The following is a 16,987-nucleotide window of genomic DNA, read 5'->3' on the forward strand; positions in this document are numbered from 1 at the left end:
AATCGGATAAGCTAAAGCAAGTGATTTTTAGCTTACTCCCTTACTCCCTTACTCCCTTACTCCCTTACTCCCTTACTCCCTTACGCCGCGCCTATCCGCAACAGATCGTGGAAATGCACGAGCCCGATGGGGCGCCCGGCGTCCACCACGATCAGCGCGCCAATATGATTTTCATTGATGGTGTTGAGTGCCGCGGTCGCCAGCATGTTCTGGTCAACCGTCTTTGGCTTGCGCGTCATGATGTCGTCAACCGCCAAAGCCGCAAGATTGCGGCTCAGATTGCGCGAGATGTCGCCATCTGTGACGATGCCCGCCAGATCGCCACCATCATCGACAACCACCACACAGCCAAAGCTCTTTTGCGCCAGAACCTTCATCGCATCCGGCAGGGACGTACCCACTTTAACCAGCGGGAGACGCTCGCCGCGATGCATGATATCGCGGATATGGATGAGACTTGCTCCGAGCGAACCGCCGGGATGAAAGGTCTTGAAATCGCTCGGTGTGAAGCCGCGCGCTTCCAGAAGCGCGATGGCCAGCGCATCACCGATGGCAAGCTGCATCAGGGTCGAGGTCGTGGGCGCCAGACCGTGCGGGCAGGCTTCAGCCGTTTTCGGCAGGAGCAGCACAACATCCGCCGCGCGACCGAGCGCCGAACTCTCGCCTGCGGTAATTGCGATCAGCGGAATGCGGAAGCGCTGCGAATAATTGACGATCCCCTTCAATTCCGCCGTTTCGCCTGACCAAGAGATGGCCAGAATGACATCGTCGCGGCCAATCATGCCGAGATCACCGTGATTGGCTTCTGCCGAATGCACGAAGAATGCCGATGTGCCAGTGGAGGCAAAGGTGGCGGCAAGCTTGGAACCAATATGGCCGCTCTTGCCCACGCCCGTAACGACCAACCGTCCATTTGAGGCGACAATACGCTTCACCGCTTCGACAAAAGGGCCAGAAAGGCTGTCATTCAGCGCTTCTTCAAGCGCTGTGAGTCCTGCATTTTCCGTCTTTATGGTGCGCAGCGCCGAAGCGATGGCCGCTTCCGCATCTGCCGGAGGGATGATCTGATCGAGCTTTTCCATGGCGGCAAGGGTTAACTTCTTCGCAGCCGGTTGTCCAAACATTTGTGCTGTGCACATGGTCATGAATTAGGCCACAGCAACCAAGAATTAACCATGTGCCTTTACCGTTCATCTACCACGTTGCGACGGTTTGAAAACACGACATGCTTTTTGCCAAGACCCCATCTGGCGGTTCGACGCCCATTGCCCGCAGGCTGCAAAGCCTGTTTTTGTCGGGCATGGCGATGGCAATCTGTCATGGTTCTGCATTTGCCCAGGAAGCCTATCTGCGCGGAAGCGTCGCCGAAGATGTGCTTTCCGCATCTTCGGCGGAAACGCTTGCAAATCGCGGACTTGCCGCGCCCGGATATGACGACAGCGCCGGCGAGACGACTGACGACACTTATACTCCGCCTGAAAACACGACAGCGGCAGACCAGGCAACCGCAACACAAGCCGCTCCGACGGTTCCCATGCCGCAGGACCGTCAGCCGCTTCAGCCCGACAATATTCGCGTCGGCTCGATCGATACCGAGACAAGCGAAGAGACGGGTCGTGCGCAGCGTGAAAACCTCCGGCAATCGCCTGAACAGGGACGCGGCTCCACGCAGGAAGCCGACCCTTTCGCGCCGGTCGGCATTCGCACCGGTTCGTTCATCCTGCGGCCGTCTCTGGAACAGGGTATCCGTGCCACAACCAACGGCGACAATAGCGCAAGCGGTTCCAGCGCCGTTCTCAACGAAACCACATTGCGGCTCAACGCACAGTCGGACTGGGCGCGTCATCAGGCAACGCTCGACGCATCGGGCACTTGGGCCAAGTCCATTTCGGGAGAAGACGTCTCCGAACCACAGGTCGACATTCAGGGTAGGCTTCGCTTCGATCTTGGCGACCAGACGACCGTCAACACTGGCGCAGGCTACCGGCTGCGTCGCGAAAGCGCGTCGAGTCCCAATGGAGTCGTCGGCGCCTTGCAACGGCCTCTGGTTCATACCCTCAACGGAAGTCTTGGCGTCGAACGTGATATGAGCCTGATCTTCGGCAGTGCAACCGGGCGGGTCGAGCACAATATCTACGGCGATGCGGAGCTGTCATCCGGCGGTACGGTCAGCCAGAAGGATCGCGACAACACCTATGCCAGTATTACGCTGCGCGGCGGCTTCAGCCTGTCCCCGGCGATCAAGCCCTTCACCGAAGTTGAATTGGGCAAACGCATCTTCGACGAGAAGGTGGACAGCAATGGCTATGAGCGCAGTGGATCGCAATTTGCCCTGCGCGGCGGCATGATGCTGGATATGGGTGAGAAGCTGAACGGCGAATTCGCCGCCGGTTACATGCGTGCAAACAGCGATGATTCTCGTCTCAGCGACATCAGCGGCCCGTCGATCAATGCGGCGCTCAACTGGTCCCCGTTGCGCGGAACCGATGTACGCCTCTATGCGCAAACACTCGTCGATACCTCGACCACACCCGGCATTGCCGGGTCGCTCCTTCATTTTGCAAGCGTCGATGTCACCCGCCGCATACGCTCCGACCTCAGCCTCAATGGCAGGCTCGATGCAAATATCCGTCAGAACAAGGATGGTACCGGAACCGATTACACGATCGGCGCGCAGATCGGCGCAACTTACTGGATCAATCGGTTTGTCGGGCTGGATGCGCGCTTGCGCCACGAGTTCCTGACGAGCAAAATCTCCGATCGCGAATATAGGGCTGACAGCGTCTATCTCGGCGTGAAGGTGCAGCGCTAGAGCATGTCTCCCGAAAGTGAGAACCGGTTTCGGGATAAAGACATGCTTAAAAACAAACAGATAGAGACGAAACGGCACCCCTTCAGGGATGCCGTTTTATCGTGCGTTTAAGCAAGCCAGAACAGAATACACGCCATGCCGAACCCAAGAAGCCCGATAAGGGTTTCCAGCACGGTCCAGGTTTTCAGTGTTGTCTTGACGTCCATGTTGAAGAAACGCCCGACGAGCCAGAAGCCTGAATCGTTGACATGGGACAGCATGACGGACCCTGCAGCAAGCGCGATCACCACCGCTGCCGTCTCAAGCCCGTGATATCCGGCGGCCTGAACGGCAGGCTGGATAAGCCCGGCAGCCGTTATCAGCGCCACTGTCGCCGATCCCTGCGCTACACGCAAAATCGTTGCAATCAGGAAACCTGCCACAATGACAGGCAGTCCCGTATTGGCGAATGCACTGGACAAGGCGTCACCAATGCCGGAAGCACGCAGGACACCGCCAAACATGCCGCCTGCGCCCGTAATCAGGATGATGGAACACACCGGACCGAGTGCCGAATCGAGAATGCGTTCAACGCTGACAAGGTCTCTGCCGCGTCGTGGGCCCAGCACATAGGAGGCCACCAGCACTGAAATCAGCAGAGCAACCGGCGTCGATCCGATCATTCGCGCCAGTTGATACCAATTGGCATCGGCACTGACCCAGCCTTGCGCGCGGGCAAAATCGAGGCCCGTATTGATGAAGATGAGAACCAGCGGCAGCAAAAGAAGCAATATGACCAGACTGGAACTCGGAGGGTTTGCGGCCTCTTCTGCGTTCTTCCCGGCATCAAAACTGTCAGGGATAGGAAGATTGATCCGCTTGCCGATCCACGCGCCGAAAAGATGCCCGGCAATGAACCAGACAGGTATGACGACCACGATCCCGACGAGAATGAGGAGCCCCACGTCAGCACCCAGAAGCTCGGATGCTGCGACAGGTCCCGGATGCGGAGGGACGAAAACATGCATCACCGAAAAGGCTGCCGCGACCGGAATGCCGTAGAGAAGCAGGCTTCCCTTGAGGCGTCGCCCAACGGTGAAGACCACGGGAAGCATCACGACCAGCCCTGCATCGAAAAAGATCGGAAAGCCGAAGATGAGCGATGCGATGCCAAGCGCCATGGGCGCGCGTTCTTCACCGAACCGCCGGATGAGATCATCGGCAAGCGCCTGTGCGCCGCCGGATATTTCAAGCAAACGCCCCAGCATTGCACCAAGGCCAACCAGCAGCGCCACCCCGCCAAGGGTTGATCCGAAGGCGGACGTGATGGTCGTCAGAATATTCCCTGCGGGAATGCCTGTCGCCAGCGCCGTCAGAAGGCTGACGATCACAAGTGCTACGAAGGCATGGACGCGAAACCGGATAATGAGCAAAAGCAATAATAGGACGGCGCCAACCGCTATCGAGATGAGCGCGCCTGCACCCAACGTCTGCTGGAATTCCTGCATGCTTTATTCCTTATGTGGGGAGGAACCTGATTGATCGATTGCACCCGAAAAATGTTTCACACTTTTTGAGGGACCTACTAGGTCAAAAACCTATTGTCATTGTCAAAAAAAGCAAGTTTCACGGAAATCTTACCAGCAACCATAAAAAAACGCCCCCTTTTCAGGGGGCGTATTCAAAGACCAGACCGGTTCTATCAGGCTGGTTTGATGGTATTCAGCAGATTACCGATCGAGCCTTCGACCGAAGGACGAATGTCGTTGCGCCACAGCGCGAAGGCAACATTGGCCTCGATAAAACCGGCCTTAGAGCCGCAATCGAACGTCAGGCCTTGATAATCGAAGCCGAAGAATTTCTGGGCGTCGGCGAGCTTCAGCATCGCATCCGTGAGCTGAATTTCGTTGCCAGCGCCCTTTTCCTGCTTGCTCAGCAGTTCAAAGATTTCCGGCTGCAGAATGTAGCGGCCATTGATATAGAGATTGGAAGGGGCCGTGCCCTTGGCAGGCTTTTCAACCATCTGCGTGATCTCGAAACCGCTGCCGATGGCTTCACCCTTGCCGACGATACCGTATTTATGCGCTTCTTCCGGATCGCATTCCTGCACGGCGATGACGTTGCCACCGGTCTTTTCGTAAAGCTCGACCATCTCCTTCAGGCAGCCCTTCTTCGACTGCATGACCATATCCGGCAGCAGGAGAGCGAAGGGCTCATCGCCAACGAGTTCGCGGGCGCACCAGACCGCATGGCCAAGGCCGAGCGGCACCTGCTGGCGGGTGAAGCTGGTCGTTCCCGGCTGCGGCTGGATATCCTGAAGATGCTCCAGTTCCGCCGTCTTGCCACGCTCAGCGAGCGTGGAATAAAGCTCTACCTGCGCATCGAAATAGTCTTCGATGACCGCCTTGTTGCGTCCGGTGACGAAAATCAGATGTTCGATACCAGCTTCGCGCGCCTCATCGACCACATATTGGATGACGGGCTTATCCACGACCGTCAGCATTTCTTTGGGGATGGATTTGGTGGCGGGCAGGAAGCGGGTGCCAAGACCTGCGACAGGGAATACGGCCTTGCGAATTTTTCGGATCGAACTCATTCCTCTCCTCGATTTCACTATTTCAGGTTTGCTATCAAAGCATTGAAACGACTGAATTTCAAATAAGGCCTTTTCATTAAAGAACGACGAAATTGCGTGACCCATCCCATCACATTCAATGACCCGACCTTAATGTTGCTTGATTCAAAAATTTTTCGAAACTTCAGGCAAATTTTGAAGCAAGGCCGGTGATGGTAAACCAATTGCTAACCGACAAGTTCTAATTTGAACGTTCAACAGTTCGATCCGGAATTTTCTGCTGGCTCAACTTCAACACAGGATGGTATTAATTGATTAATGCAATCCGGGGCGAGCAGAATCCAGGTCGAAGGGAAACGCGCCGGTATCGGCTAAATTTGATTGCAGAAGGGAAACACAGAATGCTGCGATTTCCATTCACGGTGGGCCAGACGATGAAGCTGAAAGCAGCTGCAACGGTTGCGATAGCTGTGTTCGCCTCAACGCTGACAACCGGTTCCGCACTGGCTGATGCACAATTTCGCCAATGGGTCGCCAGTTTTCGCCCCGTCGCCATAAAGGCAGGTGTTTCGCCGTCCACTTTCGACCGCGCATTTCGTGGTGTGGACGCGCCAGACCCCGTCGTGCTGCAGAAGGCACGTTATCAACCCGAATTCACCGAACCGGTCTGGAACTATGTTGATAACCGTGTGAACGAGCATTCCGTCTCGGTTGGCCAGAGCATGGCCCGCAAATGGGGCCCGTGGCTTCAGCGCATCGAGCAGCGTTTCTCGGTCGACCGCAATATTCTTCTCGCCATCTGGTCGATGGAGAGCAATTACGGCGAAATTCTCAAGCGCGATGACGTCATGCGCGACGCCGTACGCTCGCTGGCAACGCTTGCCTATGCGGACCAGCGCCGCGCCAAATATGGCCGCACACAGCTCATTGCTGCGATGAAGATCCTCCAGACCGGCGACATCGACCGCGGTCATCTTTCCGGCTCATGGGCCGGTGCGCTCGGCCACACGCAATTCATTCCAACCAGCTATCAGGCCTATGCCGTCGATGTGGACGGCAATGGCAAACGCGACATCTGGAACTCCGTTCCCGATGCGCTTGGTACAGCGGCAAATCTTCTGCATCGCAATGGCTGGCAGCCGGGCCGTAGCTGGGGCTACGAAGTCGCGCTGCCGCAGGGACGCAAGTTCCCTTCCGGCTCGCTTTCTATCGCCGAGTGGCAAAAGATCGGTCTCGTCCGGGCCAATGGGCGCGCCTTCCCCGATCCCAACGAAAAGGCAACGCTGAAAGTACCGGACGGCCGTCAGGGCCCTGCCTTCCTGATGACGAAAAACTTCTTCGTCTTGAAGCGTTACAACAATGCCGACAAATATGCGCTTGCCGTCGGCCTGCTTGCCGACCGCATCGGCGGCTATCAGGGATTGCGTCAGGACTGGAATCGCCCGTTCACACCGATTACCATGGATGAGCGACAGGAGTTGCAGACGCATCTGAAAGCACTCGGCTATTATGACGGTAATATCGACGGCAAAATCGGCTCCACTTCGCGGGCCGCTATCGAGGCATTCCAGCAGCGCAACGGGCTTCAGCCGGACGGTCATCCGAGCAAGGAAGTTCTGTCGGTCCTGCGCCGTCGCTAGTGGTCTGATTCCGACATTTGCGTCCCTCTGATACAGGCGCCGAGCAAATGTCGGAATTGTAAAGACCACGAGTAATTTAATGTATCTATTGGATAGAATTATCGAATGGGGCACACTTGTTCAGAAGTGCGCCCCATTTTGTTTTTCCAAGCAGCCAAGCTAATATACAAGCCATGAAGGCAAGACGGATGCGCGAAAATCAGATTGTGAGGCGACTGGTCAACGCTGCTGGCGTCATGCTTGCGGTGGCAGCGCTGATGTTTTCAGGCATCGCCACGGCATCCTCACAGGAACGTCCGCGCACACTTTTCGATCTCCTGTTCGGCTCACGGCAAGCGCAACCACAGCGTCAATATCAGCAACCCTCTCCACAACGCGCCCGGCCAAAGGCCAAGCGCTCCAAAGCGAGTTCTCCCGCTTCACGCCCGACACCGCCACCGGCGGCGAGCCCTGCGGTCGAGTTTGTGGAGAAAAAGCCGGACGCAAAGAAAATCCTCATCGTCGGTGACTTCATCGGCAATGGTCTGGCCGAAGGCCTCGACGTCGCTTTCGCGGCGGACCCTGACTTCCAGATCGTAACCCGAATAAATGGCTCTTCCGGCTTTGTTCGTAGCGACCATTTTGATTGGCCCGACAATATCGGCAAGATATTGGACGAGGAGAAACCGGCTGCTGTCGTCGTGATGATCGGCTCCAACGACAGGCAGGCGATCACCGAGAAGGGCGCTAGCCTGCCGCCGCGGTCACCGGAATGGAATGAGGAATATCAAAAGCGCGTCACCGCCTTCATCAAGGTGATCAACGACAAGCATTTTCCCCTGGTCTGGATCGGGCAACCGCCGTTCCGCCCGAAAGGCATGTCGCAGGATATGCTGGCGCTCAATGAGATCTATCGCACCGCCACCGAGAAGGCGGGCGGAAAATTTGCCGATGTCTGGGATGGCTTCGTCGATGAGGAAGGCAATTTTACCCAGACGGGTTTCGATATTAACGGTCAGACAGCGCGTTTGCGCGGCAATGACGGCATCAACATAACTTCGGCTGGTAAACGCAAGCTCGCTTTCTATGCGGAAAAGCCGCTTCGCGCCTATCTCGGCGGTGCAAAAGAAGAAGACCAGCCTCTACCCGCCGCAGGCACTCATGACCCGTCCAAACCGGTTGATCGTGTTGCGCCGGTCAGCATTCGGGACGTCGACAAGGATGAAAGCGGCGTTCTGCTTGGCGGCAGCCTCGCTGCACGTCCGCAAGATCCACGCCCGGCCCGGAATGAGAGCAAGCCTTCACCCGGACGGGCAGACGATTTTTCCTGGCCACAGAAGAGCGTAAATCCCTAAATTTTTGCGCCTAATTAGCATGATCGAGCTATCACTTTATTGATAGCCAGCGGCTTTCTCTATTCAATATGATTCTAATTGCTACATTCCGTGCTGTTCACAGGAGTGCTTTCATCGTCTATCAGAAGGCACCCGTCTGCCTGAAAGGGTTGGACAGGAAGGACGCTTTTCCTCGCCCGAGCGAGGTTGTTTTCAGCGTCCACCAGAAACAAGAGGCGTTTGAATGAATATCGCATCAAAGCCTTCTGTCGATCCACATCGGGAGGAGGAACCCCATCTTGCACGTAATCTGTCCAATCGACATCTGCAGCTGATCGCCATCGGTGGCGCCATCGGCACCGGCCTTTTCATGGGGTCGGGCAAGACCATTTCGCTGGCAGGCCCTTCGATCCTGCTCGTCTATGCGGTGATCGGCTTCATGCTGTTCTTCGTGATGCGCGCGCTTGGCGAAATTCTGCTCTCCAACCTCGAATATCGTTCCTTCGCGGATTTCGCGGGCGATTATCTCGGCCCATGGGCGCAGTTCTTCACCGGCTGGACTTACTGGCTCTGCTGGATTGTGACCGGCGTGGCCGATGTGGTTGCCGTTTCGGGCTATGTCTCATTCTGGTTCCCGGAACTGGCGCTCTGGATACCGGCGCTCGGTCTAATTTTCACGCTTCTGGCGCTCAATCTGCCAACCGTGCGCAATTTCGGTGAGATCGAATTCTGGTTCGCTCTCATCAAGATCGTCGCCATTGTCGGGCTGATCATTGCCGGTGTGTACATGCTCTCGACTGGTTTTACCCTGCCCAATGGCAGTCAGGCATCGGTCGCCCATCTGTGGAACCATGGCGGGTTCTTCCCCAACGGTTTCCTCGGCTTTGTGGCCGGTTTCCAGATCGCGGTCTTCGCCTTTGTGGGCATCGAACTGGTCGGCACCGCCGCTGCGGAAACCAAGGACCCTGTACGCAATCTGCCGAAGGCAATCAACTCCATCCCGATCCGCGTGGTGCTGTTCTATCTCGGCGCATTGTTTGTGATTATCACCGTGATCCCATGGGATCAGGTCGATCCAAGTTCCAGCCCGTTCGTTGCGATGTTTTCGCTGGCCGGTCTTGGCATCGCCGCGCATGTGGTCAATTTCGTCGTGCTCACCTCGGCAACGTCGAGCGCGAATTCCGGCATCTACTCGACCTCGCGCATGATCTATGGCCTTGCCACTTCGAAGCTGGCACCGAAGGCGCTCGGCAAGCTGAATAACCGCAAGGTGCCGGTCAACGCGCTGTTCTTCTCATGCATCTTCCTGCTGGCAGGTGTGGTTCTGCTTTATGCGGGCCAGAGCATCATTGAAGCCTTCACGATTGTCACGACGATCTCGGCACTGCTTTTCATCTTCATCTGGTCGATCATTCTGGCGTCTTATCTGCAATATCGCCGCAAGCGCCCCGATCTCCATGAACAGTCTACTTTCAAAATGCCCGGCGGGCGCGCAGCCGTCGTGATGGTCTTCGCCTTCTTCGCCTTCATTCTCTGGGCGCTGGCGCAAGAGCCGGACACCGCAGCCGCATTGAAAGTCACGCCGTTTTGGTTTGTGCTTCTCGCCATCGCTTATCTGGTGATGAAGTCACGGCGCAGCGAAAGCTAAACCACCAACAGACACAAAAAAGCCCGGAGGAAACTCCGGGCTTTTTCAATTTAATCGCGTCTCTTAACGGGGCAAAACAGAGCTACCCATCAAATCAGCATCGATGGCATGCGCGGCCTGACGGCCTTCGCGGATTGCCCAGACGACCAACGACTGGCCACGCCGCACATCGCCTGCGGCATAGAGCTTGTCGACATTGGTGCGATAGTCCTGCTCATTGGCCTTGACCGACTTGGAGCCGCGACGATCAGTTGCGACGTCGAGCTTGTCGCCCAGTTCCTTGACCACGCTGTCTTCACCCGGACCGGCAAAGCCGATGGCGATGAATGCAAGATCGGCCTTGATGAAGAATTCCGAACCGGCAATCGGCTTGCGCTTTTCATCGACCTGACAGCACTTCACATGGGTCAGGCGGCCTTCTTCGCCGATGAATTCCAGCGTTGCGACCTGAAACTCGCGCGCAGCGCCCTCAGCCTGGCTGGAAGAGGTGCGCATCTTGGTGGCCCAGTAAGGCCAGACGCTCAACTTGTCTTCCTTTTCCGGCGGCTGCGGACGAATATCAAGCTGCGTAACGTTCACTGCACCCTGACGGAAGGCGGTGCCCACGCAGTCCGATGCGGTATCGCCGCCGCCGACCACGACGACATGCTTGCCGCCGGCGAGAATCGGAGCCGAAGCCCAGGCGACGGATTCGATGTTCTCGCGGCCGACGCGGCGGTTCTGCTGCACGAGATAAGGCATGGCGTCGAAAACGCCTTCCAGATCGGCGCCGGGAATGCCTGCCGGACGCGGGCTTTCGGAGCCGCCGCTGTAAAGCACGGCATCATAGGTATCGAGAAGACCGCGCAGCGGCTTGTCGACGCCGATATTCACGCCGCACAGGAAGCGAACGCCCTCACCTTCCATCTGCGCGACGCGGCGGTCGATGTGGTGCTTTTCCATCTTGAAGTCAGGAATGCCGTAACGCAGCAGGCCGCCCGGGCGGCTTTCGCGCTCATAGACATCGACCATGTGACCGGCACGCGCCAGCTGCTGTGCAGCAGCAAGGCCAGCCGGGCCGGAACCGATGATCGCAACCGACTTGCCGGTCTTGTTGGCGGCGGGCTGCGGCACGATGTAACCCAGCTCAAAAGCCTTGTCGCCCAAAGCCTGCTCAACCGTCTTGATCGCAACCGGCGTATCTTCGAGGTTCAGCGTGCAAGCTTCCTCACAAGGCGCCGGGCAGACGCGACCGGTGAATTCCGGGAAATTATTCGTCAGATGCAGGTTGCGGATCGCCTGATCCCAATTGTCGTTATAGACAAGATCGTTCCAGTCCGGGATCTGGTTGTGCACCGGGCAGCCCGTCGGCCCATGGCAGAACGGAATGCCGCAATCCATGCAGCGCGCAGCCTGCTTCTGTACTTCACCATCCGTCATCGGAATGGTGAACTCACGGAAGTGGCGGATACGATCCGACGCGGGCTGGTACTTTGCTACCTGCCGGTCGATCTCTAGAAAACCAGTTACCTTACCCATTCTTCTACTCCCCTCGGCCTGAGACCAACGCATGGTCTGCTTTGCCGGAAGTTGCCCTGTCCGCCGCGTCATTCTTGAACGCGCAGGCATGTCAGAGCGTTGTTATCTCTTCATGTGGCGAAGGGCGCCCGACCCGAAGGTCGGGCTCCGCTTGTCAGGATCACTCAGCCGCGACACCGATCTGCATGCGCTCCATCTCTTCCAGAGCGCGACGGTATTCGACCGGCATGACCTTCACGAATTTGGGACGATAGCTCTCCCAATTGTCGAGAATATCCTTCGCCCGTGTCGAGCCTGTGTAATGCAGGTGGTTGGCGATCAACTGCACCAGACGTTCCTCATCATGATGGGTCATATTGGCCGAAACGTCCACACGGCCCTTATGCATGAGGTCACCGCCATGGTGATGCAGCTTTTCGAGAATGTCGTCTTCTTCCGGAACCGGCTCCAGTTCGACCATTGCCATGTTGCAGCGCTGGGCGAAATCGCCTTCCTCGTCAAGCACATAGGCGACACCGCCCGACATGCCCGCCGCGAAATTGCGACCCGTCTGACCGATAACCACGACGACACCGCCGGTCATGTATTCGCAACCGTGATCGCCCACGCCTTCGACAACCGTGACCGCGCCGGAGTTACGGACGGCGAAACGCTCGCCTGCAACGCCGCGGAAGTAGCACTCGCCTTCAAGCGCGCCGTAGAGCACCGTATTGCCGACGATGATGGAATCTTCGGCGACGATACGCGTATCTTCCGGCGGGCGGATAACGATGCGGCCACCCGAAAGACCCTTGCCGACATAGTCGTTGCCATCGCCGATCAGCTCAAACGAAATGCCGCGCGCCAGGAATGCGCCGAAGGACTGGCCAGCCGTGCCGCGAAGCGTAACAGCAATGGTTTCATCCGGCAGGCCCTTGTGACGGAACCGCTTGGCAACCTCACCCGACAGCATGGCACCGGCAGAACGGTCGACATTCTTGATGCCGATGTCGATCTTGACCGGCTTGCGTTCTTCGAGCGCAGGCATGGCTTCCGCGATCAGCTTACGGTCGAGAACGTCCTCAATCGGATGATGCTGACGCTCGGTCCAGTAAATCTCGTGCTTCTCAGCCTCAGGCTTGTAGAAGATGCGGCTGAAATCGAGACCCTTGGCCTTCCAATGGTCGATCATCACCTGCTTTTCCAGAAGCTCGGTCTCGCCGATGATCTGTTCCAGCTTGGTGAAGCCCATTGAAGCCAGCAGCGCACGCACTTCTTCCGCCAGATAGAAGAAGAAGTTGATGACATGTTCCGGCGTGCCCTTGAAGCGCTTGCGCAGAACCGGGTCCTGCGTCGCCACGCCCACCGGGCAGGTGTTGAGATGGCACTTGCGCATCATGATGCAGCCAGCAGCAATCAGCGGAGCCGTCGAGAAGCCGAATTCGTCAGCCCCCAGCAGCGCACCAATGACCACGTCGCGACCGGTCCGCAGACCACCATCGACCTGCAAGGCCACGCGGGAGCGAAGCCCGTTCAGCACCAGCGTCTGGTGAGTTTCGGCAAGGCCGATTTCCCACGGGCTACCGGCATGCTTCAGCGAGGTGAGCGGCGAAGCGCCCGTGCCGCCATCATAACCCGATACGGTGATGTGGTCGGCACGTGCCTTGGCAACACCGGCAGCAACCGTGCCAACACCCACTTCCGACACCAGCTTGACCGAAATATCGGCAGCCGGATTGACGTTCTTCAGGTCGTAGATGAGCTGCGCCAGATCTTCGATCGAGTAGATGTCATGGTGCGGCGGCGGCGAAATGAGGCCTACACCCGGCGTCGAGTGACGGGTCTTGGCTATAGTCGCATCGACCTTGTGACCAGGCAACTGGCCGCCTTCGCCGGGCTTTGCACCCTGCGCGACCTTGATCTGGATCAGATCGGAGTTGACGAGATATTCCGTCGTCACACCGAAACGGCCCGAGGCAACCTGTTTGATGGCAGAGCGTTCAGGGTTCGGCTTACCATCCGGCAGCGGATAGAAGCGATCCGGCTCTTCGCCGCCCTCGCCCGTGTTCGACTTGCCGCCAATGGCGTTCATCGCCCGTGCCAGCGTGGTATGCGCCTCACGGCTGATCGAGCCGAAGGACATCGCACCGGTCGAGAAGCGCTTGACGATTTCCGTCGCCGGTTCGACCTCATCGATGGAAACCGGCTTCAGACCGCGCTCTTCAGCGAAGCGAATATTGAACAGGCCGCGAATGGTCTTGGCCTGCGCCGACTTGGAGTCGAGCATGCGCGTATATTCGGTGAACGTCTCCGGATTGGAGGTGCGCACGGCATGCTGCAGTCTGGCAACCGCATCCGGCGACCACAGATGCGCCTCGCCGCGCATGCGGTAGGCATATTCACCGCCAACTTCCAGCGAGGTCAGCAGAACCGGGTCGTTGCCGAAGGCATCGGTGTGACGGCGCACGGTTTCTTCCGCGATTTCATCGAGACCGACGCCTTCGATGCTGGTGGCCGTACCGAAGAAGAACTTGTCAACGAAGCTCGACTGCAAGCCGACCGCATCGAAAATCTGCGCGCCGCAATAGGACTGGTAGGTCGAAATGCCCATTTTGGACATGACCTTGAGGATGCCCTTGCCGATGGACTTGATGTAGCGCTTGACGACTTCATTCTCGTCCACTTCCGGTGGGAACTCGCGACGGCGATGCATGTCGAGCAGCGTGTCGAAGGCAAGGTAAGGATTGATCGCCTCGGCACCGTAACCGGCGAGGCAGCAGAAATGGTGTATTTCGCGCGGCTCGCCCGATTCCACAACGAGGCCGACCGACGTGCGCAGGCCCTTGCGTATCAGGTGATGGTGCACGGCTGCCGTCGCCAGAAGAGCCGGGATCGGAATGCGATCCGGACCAACCTGACGATCCGACAGGATGACGATGTTGTAGCCACCGTGAACAGCCGCTTCGGCACGGTCACAAAGGCGTTCGATGGCGCCATGCATACCGGCTGCACCTTCACCCGTATTATAGGTGATATCGAGCGTCTTGGTGTCAAAGCGATCTTCCGTATGACCGATGGAGCGGATCTTTTCCAGATCGCCATTGGTCAGGATCGGCTGGCGCACTTCCAGACGCTTGCGGCGTGACGTACCGACAAGGTCAAAAATATTCGGACGCGGGCCGATGAAGGAGACAAGGCTCATCACCAGTTCTTCGCGGATCGGATCGATCGGCGGGTTGGTGACCTGCGCGAAGTTCTGCTTGAAATAGGTGAACAGCATCTTCGACTTGTCGGACATGGCCGAGATCGGCGTATCCGTGCCCATCGAACCAATGGCTTCCTGACCAGTCGTCGCCATGGGCGACATCAACAGCTTGGTGTCTTCCTGCGTGTAGCCGAAGCTCTGCTGGCGGTCGAGAAGGCTTACATCCTTGCGCAGCGCACGCGGCTCGACCGGATTGAGGTCTTCCAGAATGAGCTGCGTGTTGGCAAGCCACTGCTTGTAGGGATGCTTCTGCGCGATCTGGGACTTGATTTCCTCATCCGAAACGATGCGGCCTTCTTCCATATCGATCAGCAGCATGCGGCCCGGCTGGAGACGCCACTTCTTGACGACTTTCTTTTCCTCGACCGGCAGAACACCGGCTTCCGAAGCCAGGATGACGAAATCATCGTCCGTCACGATGTAGCGGGCCGGACGCAGGCCGTTACGGTCCAGCGTTGCGCCGATCTGGCGACCGTCCGTGAAAGCGACAGCCGCAGGGCCGTCCCACGGCTCCATGAGCGCCGCATGATATTCGTAGAACGCACGGCGTTCATCCGACATCAGCTTGTTGCCCGACCATGCTTCCGGGATCAGCATCATCATCGCATGCGCAAGGCTGTAGCCGCCCTGATGCAGGAATTCGAGCGCATTGTCGAAGCAGGCCGTGTCCGACTGGCCTTCGTAGGAAATCGGCCAGAGCTTGGAAATATCGTTGCCGAACAGTTCCGAGTCGACCGATGCCTGACGGGCAGCCATCCAGTTGACGTTACCGCGCAGCGTGTTGATTTCACCGTTATGCGCAACCATGCGGTACGGGTGAGCAAGACGCCAGGACGGGAAAGTGTTGGTGGAGAAGCGCTGATGCACCAGCGCTACCGCGCTTTCAAAACGCGGGTCCTTCAAATCCTGATAATAGGCACCGACCTGATAGGCGAGGAACATGCCCTTGTAGACGACCGTACGTGCCGACATGGACACGACATAGAAGCCCTTATCGTCGCCGTCGTTTTCCTGATAGATACGGTTGGAAATGACCTTGCGCAGAACGAACAGGCGGCGTTCGAAATCGTCATCCGTCTCCAGCATCGGATTGCGCCCGATGAAGACCTGAACGTGAAACGGTTCGGTTGCGGCAATATCCGGAGCCTTGGAAAGCGATAAATTGTCGACCGGCACTTCGCGCAGGCCAATAAAGGTCTGACCTTCGGCAGTAATAACTTCCTTGACGATCTCTTCAATATGGGCGCGCAGTTCCGCATCGCGCGGCATGAACAGATAGCCGACGCCATAATGGCCGGGCTGCGGCAGATCGATGCCCTGACGCGCCATTTCCTCGCGGAAGAAGCGATCCGGAATCTGCACCAGAATTCCAGCGCCATCGCCCATCAGCGGGTCGGCACCAACAGCACCGCGATGGGTGAGGTTTTCCAGCATCTTGAGGCCGTTTTCCACGACCTGATGCGACTTCTTGCCCTTCATATGCGCAATAAAGCCAACGCCGCACGCATCATGCTCGTTGCGCGGATCGTAGAGACCTTGAGCTGGCGGGACACCCGCCGCCTTAGTTTTTCGCGTCGTTCGGTTGGAAGCGGTCGTCGCAGCTTTGACGTTTTCGTTCTGTACGTTGTGAGAAACCACATTCGATACAGATGGCGTCAAATGCGTCATCGTCATTCCCTCCGTTTGGCCCTCATCATGAGGTGCGCGATCAGTATATACCGAGATGGTGTGACAACCATCCCGCCGTTGCTTTACGTATAAAGGAAGCCTTATCGACAAGGCGTTGGACGAGGCTCCGGGCGAGCGGCAAAGCCGGTGCGAGGAACGATGTTTAGCGCCTTATTCTCATCAGGCTTGGACAGACGACACTCAGCCCACCAGAAAATGGCGCACTAGAATTCCTCCTGTCGCGGTCGGGGCGCCTGTTACCGTCAGGCTATATGCCTGCCAGTACGGCGCCTCTTTCTGAAACTTTTCGGAGAGCGTTGTGACGCTTCCGTTTGCATCAGCGTTTAATTGGACAGCATTACTGTCCTAATTACGTATGACAGAATTCAAATTGCCTCACAAGATGGAAACGCAATTTTTCTCATCATCTTCCGTAATAAAATATCAAAAGTCGTGATTTTACTGGATTTTAATTGCGTTTAGCGGCCGTTGCGTCAGTTTGGCGCGCTTTCGCCTGCTTCATATATGCCTAAATAATAGGCAGCCTGATGACATTTTTCGCGTAAGCGGGGCCTTAACCGCTTCTGTCA

9 protein-coding genes are annotated in these 16,987 nt (G+C 57.3%); 4 read left to right on the forward strand and 5 right to left on the reverse strand.

Going from position 1 to position 16,987, the window contains the following annotated elements; all coding sequences use genetic code 11:
* Window positions 1–80: 80 nt before the first annotated feature.
* Window positions 81–1,082 (reverse strand): KpsF/GutQ family sugar-phosphate isomerase, encoded by a 1,002-nt coding sequence (locus F9K91_RS09740; protein WP_151556417.1) that lies wholly within the window; start codon window positions 1,080–1,082, stop codon window positions 81–83.
* 143 nt (window positions 1,083–1,225) lie between these two features.
* Between F9K91_RS09740 and F9K91_RS09745 the strand changes: the two genes are divergently transcribed.
* Window positions 1,226–2,812, forward strand: coding sequence for an outer membrane beta-barrel protein (locus F9K91_RS09745; RefSeq protein ID WP_151677697.1), 1,587 nt, complete (start codon window positions 1,226–1,228; stop codon window positions 2,810–2,812).
* A 107-nt stretch (window positions 2,813–2,919) separates the two neighbouring features.
* Here F9K91_RS09745 and F9K91_RS09750 read toward each other — a convergent pair whose 3' ends face one another.
* Complete coding sequence (locus F9K91_RS09750) at window positions 2,920–4,299, reverse strand: GntP family permease (protein ID WP_151677698.1); 1,380 nt, start codon at window positions 4,297–4,299, stop codon at window positions 2,920–2,922.
* A gap of 194 nt (window positions 4,300–4,493) precedes the next feature.
* Complete coding sequence (galU, locus tag F9K91_RS09755; RefSeq protein WP_081104546.1) at window positions 4,494–5,387, reverse strand: UTP--glucose-1-phosphate uridylyltransferase GalU; 894 nt, start codon at window positions 5,385–5,387, stop codon at window positions 4,494–4,496.
* A gap of 380 nt (window positions 5,388–5,767) precedes the next feature.
* On the opposite strand from galU, the gene F9K91_RS09760 reads away from it, so the two are divergent.
* The 3 genes from F9K91_RS09760 to F9K91_RS09770 all read left to right on the forward strand — a co-directional run bounded on the left by F9K91_RS09760 (window position 5,768) and on the right by F9K91_RS09770 (window position 9,967).
* Complete coding sequence (locus tag F9K91_RS09760) at window positions 5,768–7,006, forward strand: lytic murein transglycosylase (protein ID WP_151677699.1); 1,239 nt, start codon at window positions 5,768–5,770, stop codon at window positions 7,004–7,006.
* 188 nt (window positions 7,007–7,194) lie between these two features.
* Window positions 7,195–8,340, forward strand: a complete 1,146-nt coding sequence (locus tag F9K91_RS09765) for an SGNH/GDSL hydrolase family protein (protein WP_167522203.1) — start codon at window positions 7,195–7,197, stop codon at window positions 8,338–8,340.
* Between the two features lie 223 nt (window positions 8,341–8,563).
* Window positions 8,564–9,967, forward strand: a complete 1,404-nt coding sequence (locus F9K91_RS09770) for an amino acid permease (protein WP_151651908.1) — start codon at window positions 8,564–8,566, stop codon at window positions 9,965–9,967.
* A gap of 63 nt (window positions 9,968–10,030) precedes the next feature.
* Here F9K91_RS09770 and F9K91_RS09775 read toward each other — a convergent pair whose 3' ends face one another.
* Window positions 10,031–11,485 carry a glutamate synthase subunit beta gene (locus F9K91_RS09775; protein WP_078339239.1) on the reverse strand — a complete coding sequence of 485 codons (1,455 nt, stop codon included), beginning with the start codon at window positions 11,483–11,485 and terminating at the stop codon, window positions 10,031–10,033.
* 160 nt (window positions 11,486–11,645) lie between these two features.
* The gene (gene gltB / locus F9K91_RS09780; protein ID WP_151677700.1) at window positions 11,646–16,397 is read right to left on the reverse strand and encodes a glutamate synthase large subunit; all 4,752 of its coding nucleotides are present in this window, start codon (window positions 16,395–16,397) and stop codon (window positions 11,646–11,648) included.
* Window positions 16,398–16,987 lie beyond the last annotated feature (590 nt).

Source organism: Brucella tritici, assembly GCF_008932295.1.
GTDB lineage: Bacteria > Pseudomonadota > Alphaproteobacteria > Rhizobiales > Rhizobiaceae > Brucella > Brucella tritici.

Bases quoted from the DNA above. Each gene is read 5' to 3' on its own strand.
- F9K91_RS09740 (WP_151556417.1), bottom strand. From the start codon at position 1,082: ATGGAAAAGCTCGATCAGATCATCCCTCCGGCAGATGCGGAAGCGGCC.
- galU (WP_081104546.1), bottom strand. From the start codon at position 5,387: ATGAGTTCGATCCGAAAAATTCGCAAGGCCGTATTCCCTGTCGCAGGT.
- F9K91_RS09750 (WP_151677698.1), bottom strand. From the start codon at position 4,299: ATGCAGGAATTCCAGCAGACGTTGGGTGCAGGCGCGCTCATCTCGATA.
- F9K91_RS09745 (WP_151677697.1), top strand. From the start codon at position 1,226: ATGCTTTTTGCCAAGACCCCATCTGGCGGTTCGACGCCCATTGCCCGC.
- F9K91_RS09770 (WP_151651908.1), top strand. From the start codon at position 8,564: ATGAATATCGCATCAAAGCCTTCTGTCGATCCACATCGGGAGGAGGAA.
- gltB (WP_151677700.1), bottom strand. From the start codon at position 16,397: ATGACGCATTTGACGCCATCTGTATCGAATGTGGTTTCTCACAACGTA.
- F9K91_RS09775 (WP_078339239.1), bottom strand. From the start codon at position 11,485: ATGGGTAAGGTAACTGGTTTTCTAGAGATCGACCGGCAGGTAGCAAAG.
- F9K91_RS09765 (WP_167522203.1), top strand. From the start codon at position 7,195: ATGCGCGAAAATCAGATTGTGAGGCGACTGGTCAACGCTGCTGGCGTC.
- F9K91_RS09760 (WP_151677699.1), top strand. From the start codon at position 5,768: ATGCTGCGATTTCCATTCACGGTGGGCCAGACGATGAAGCTGAAAGCA.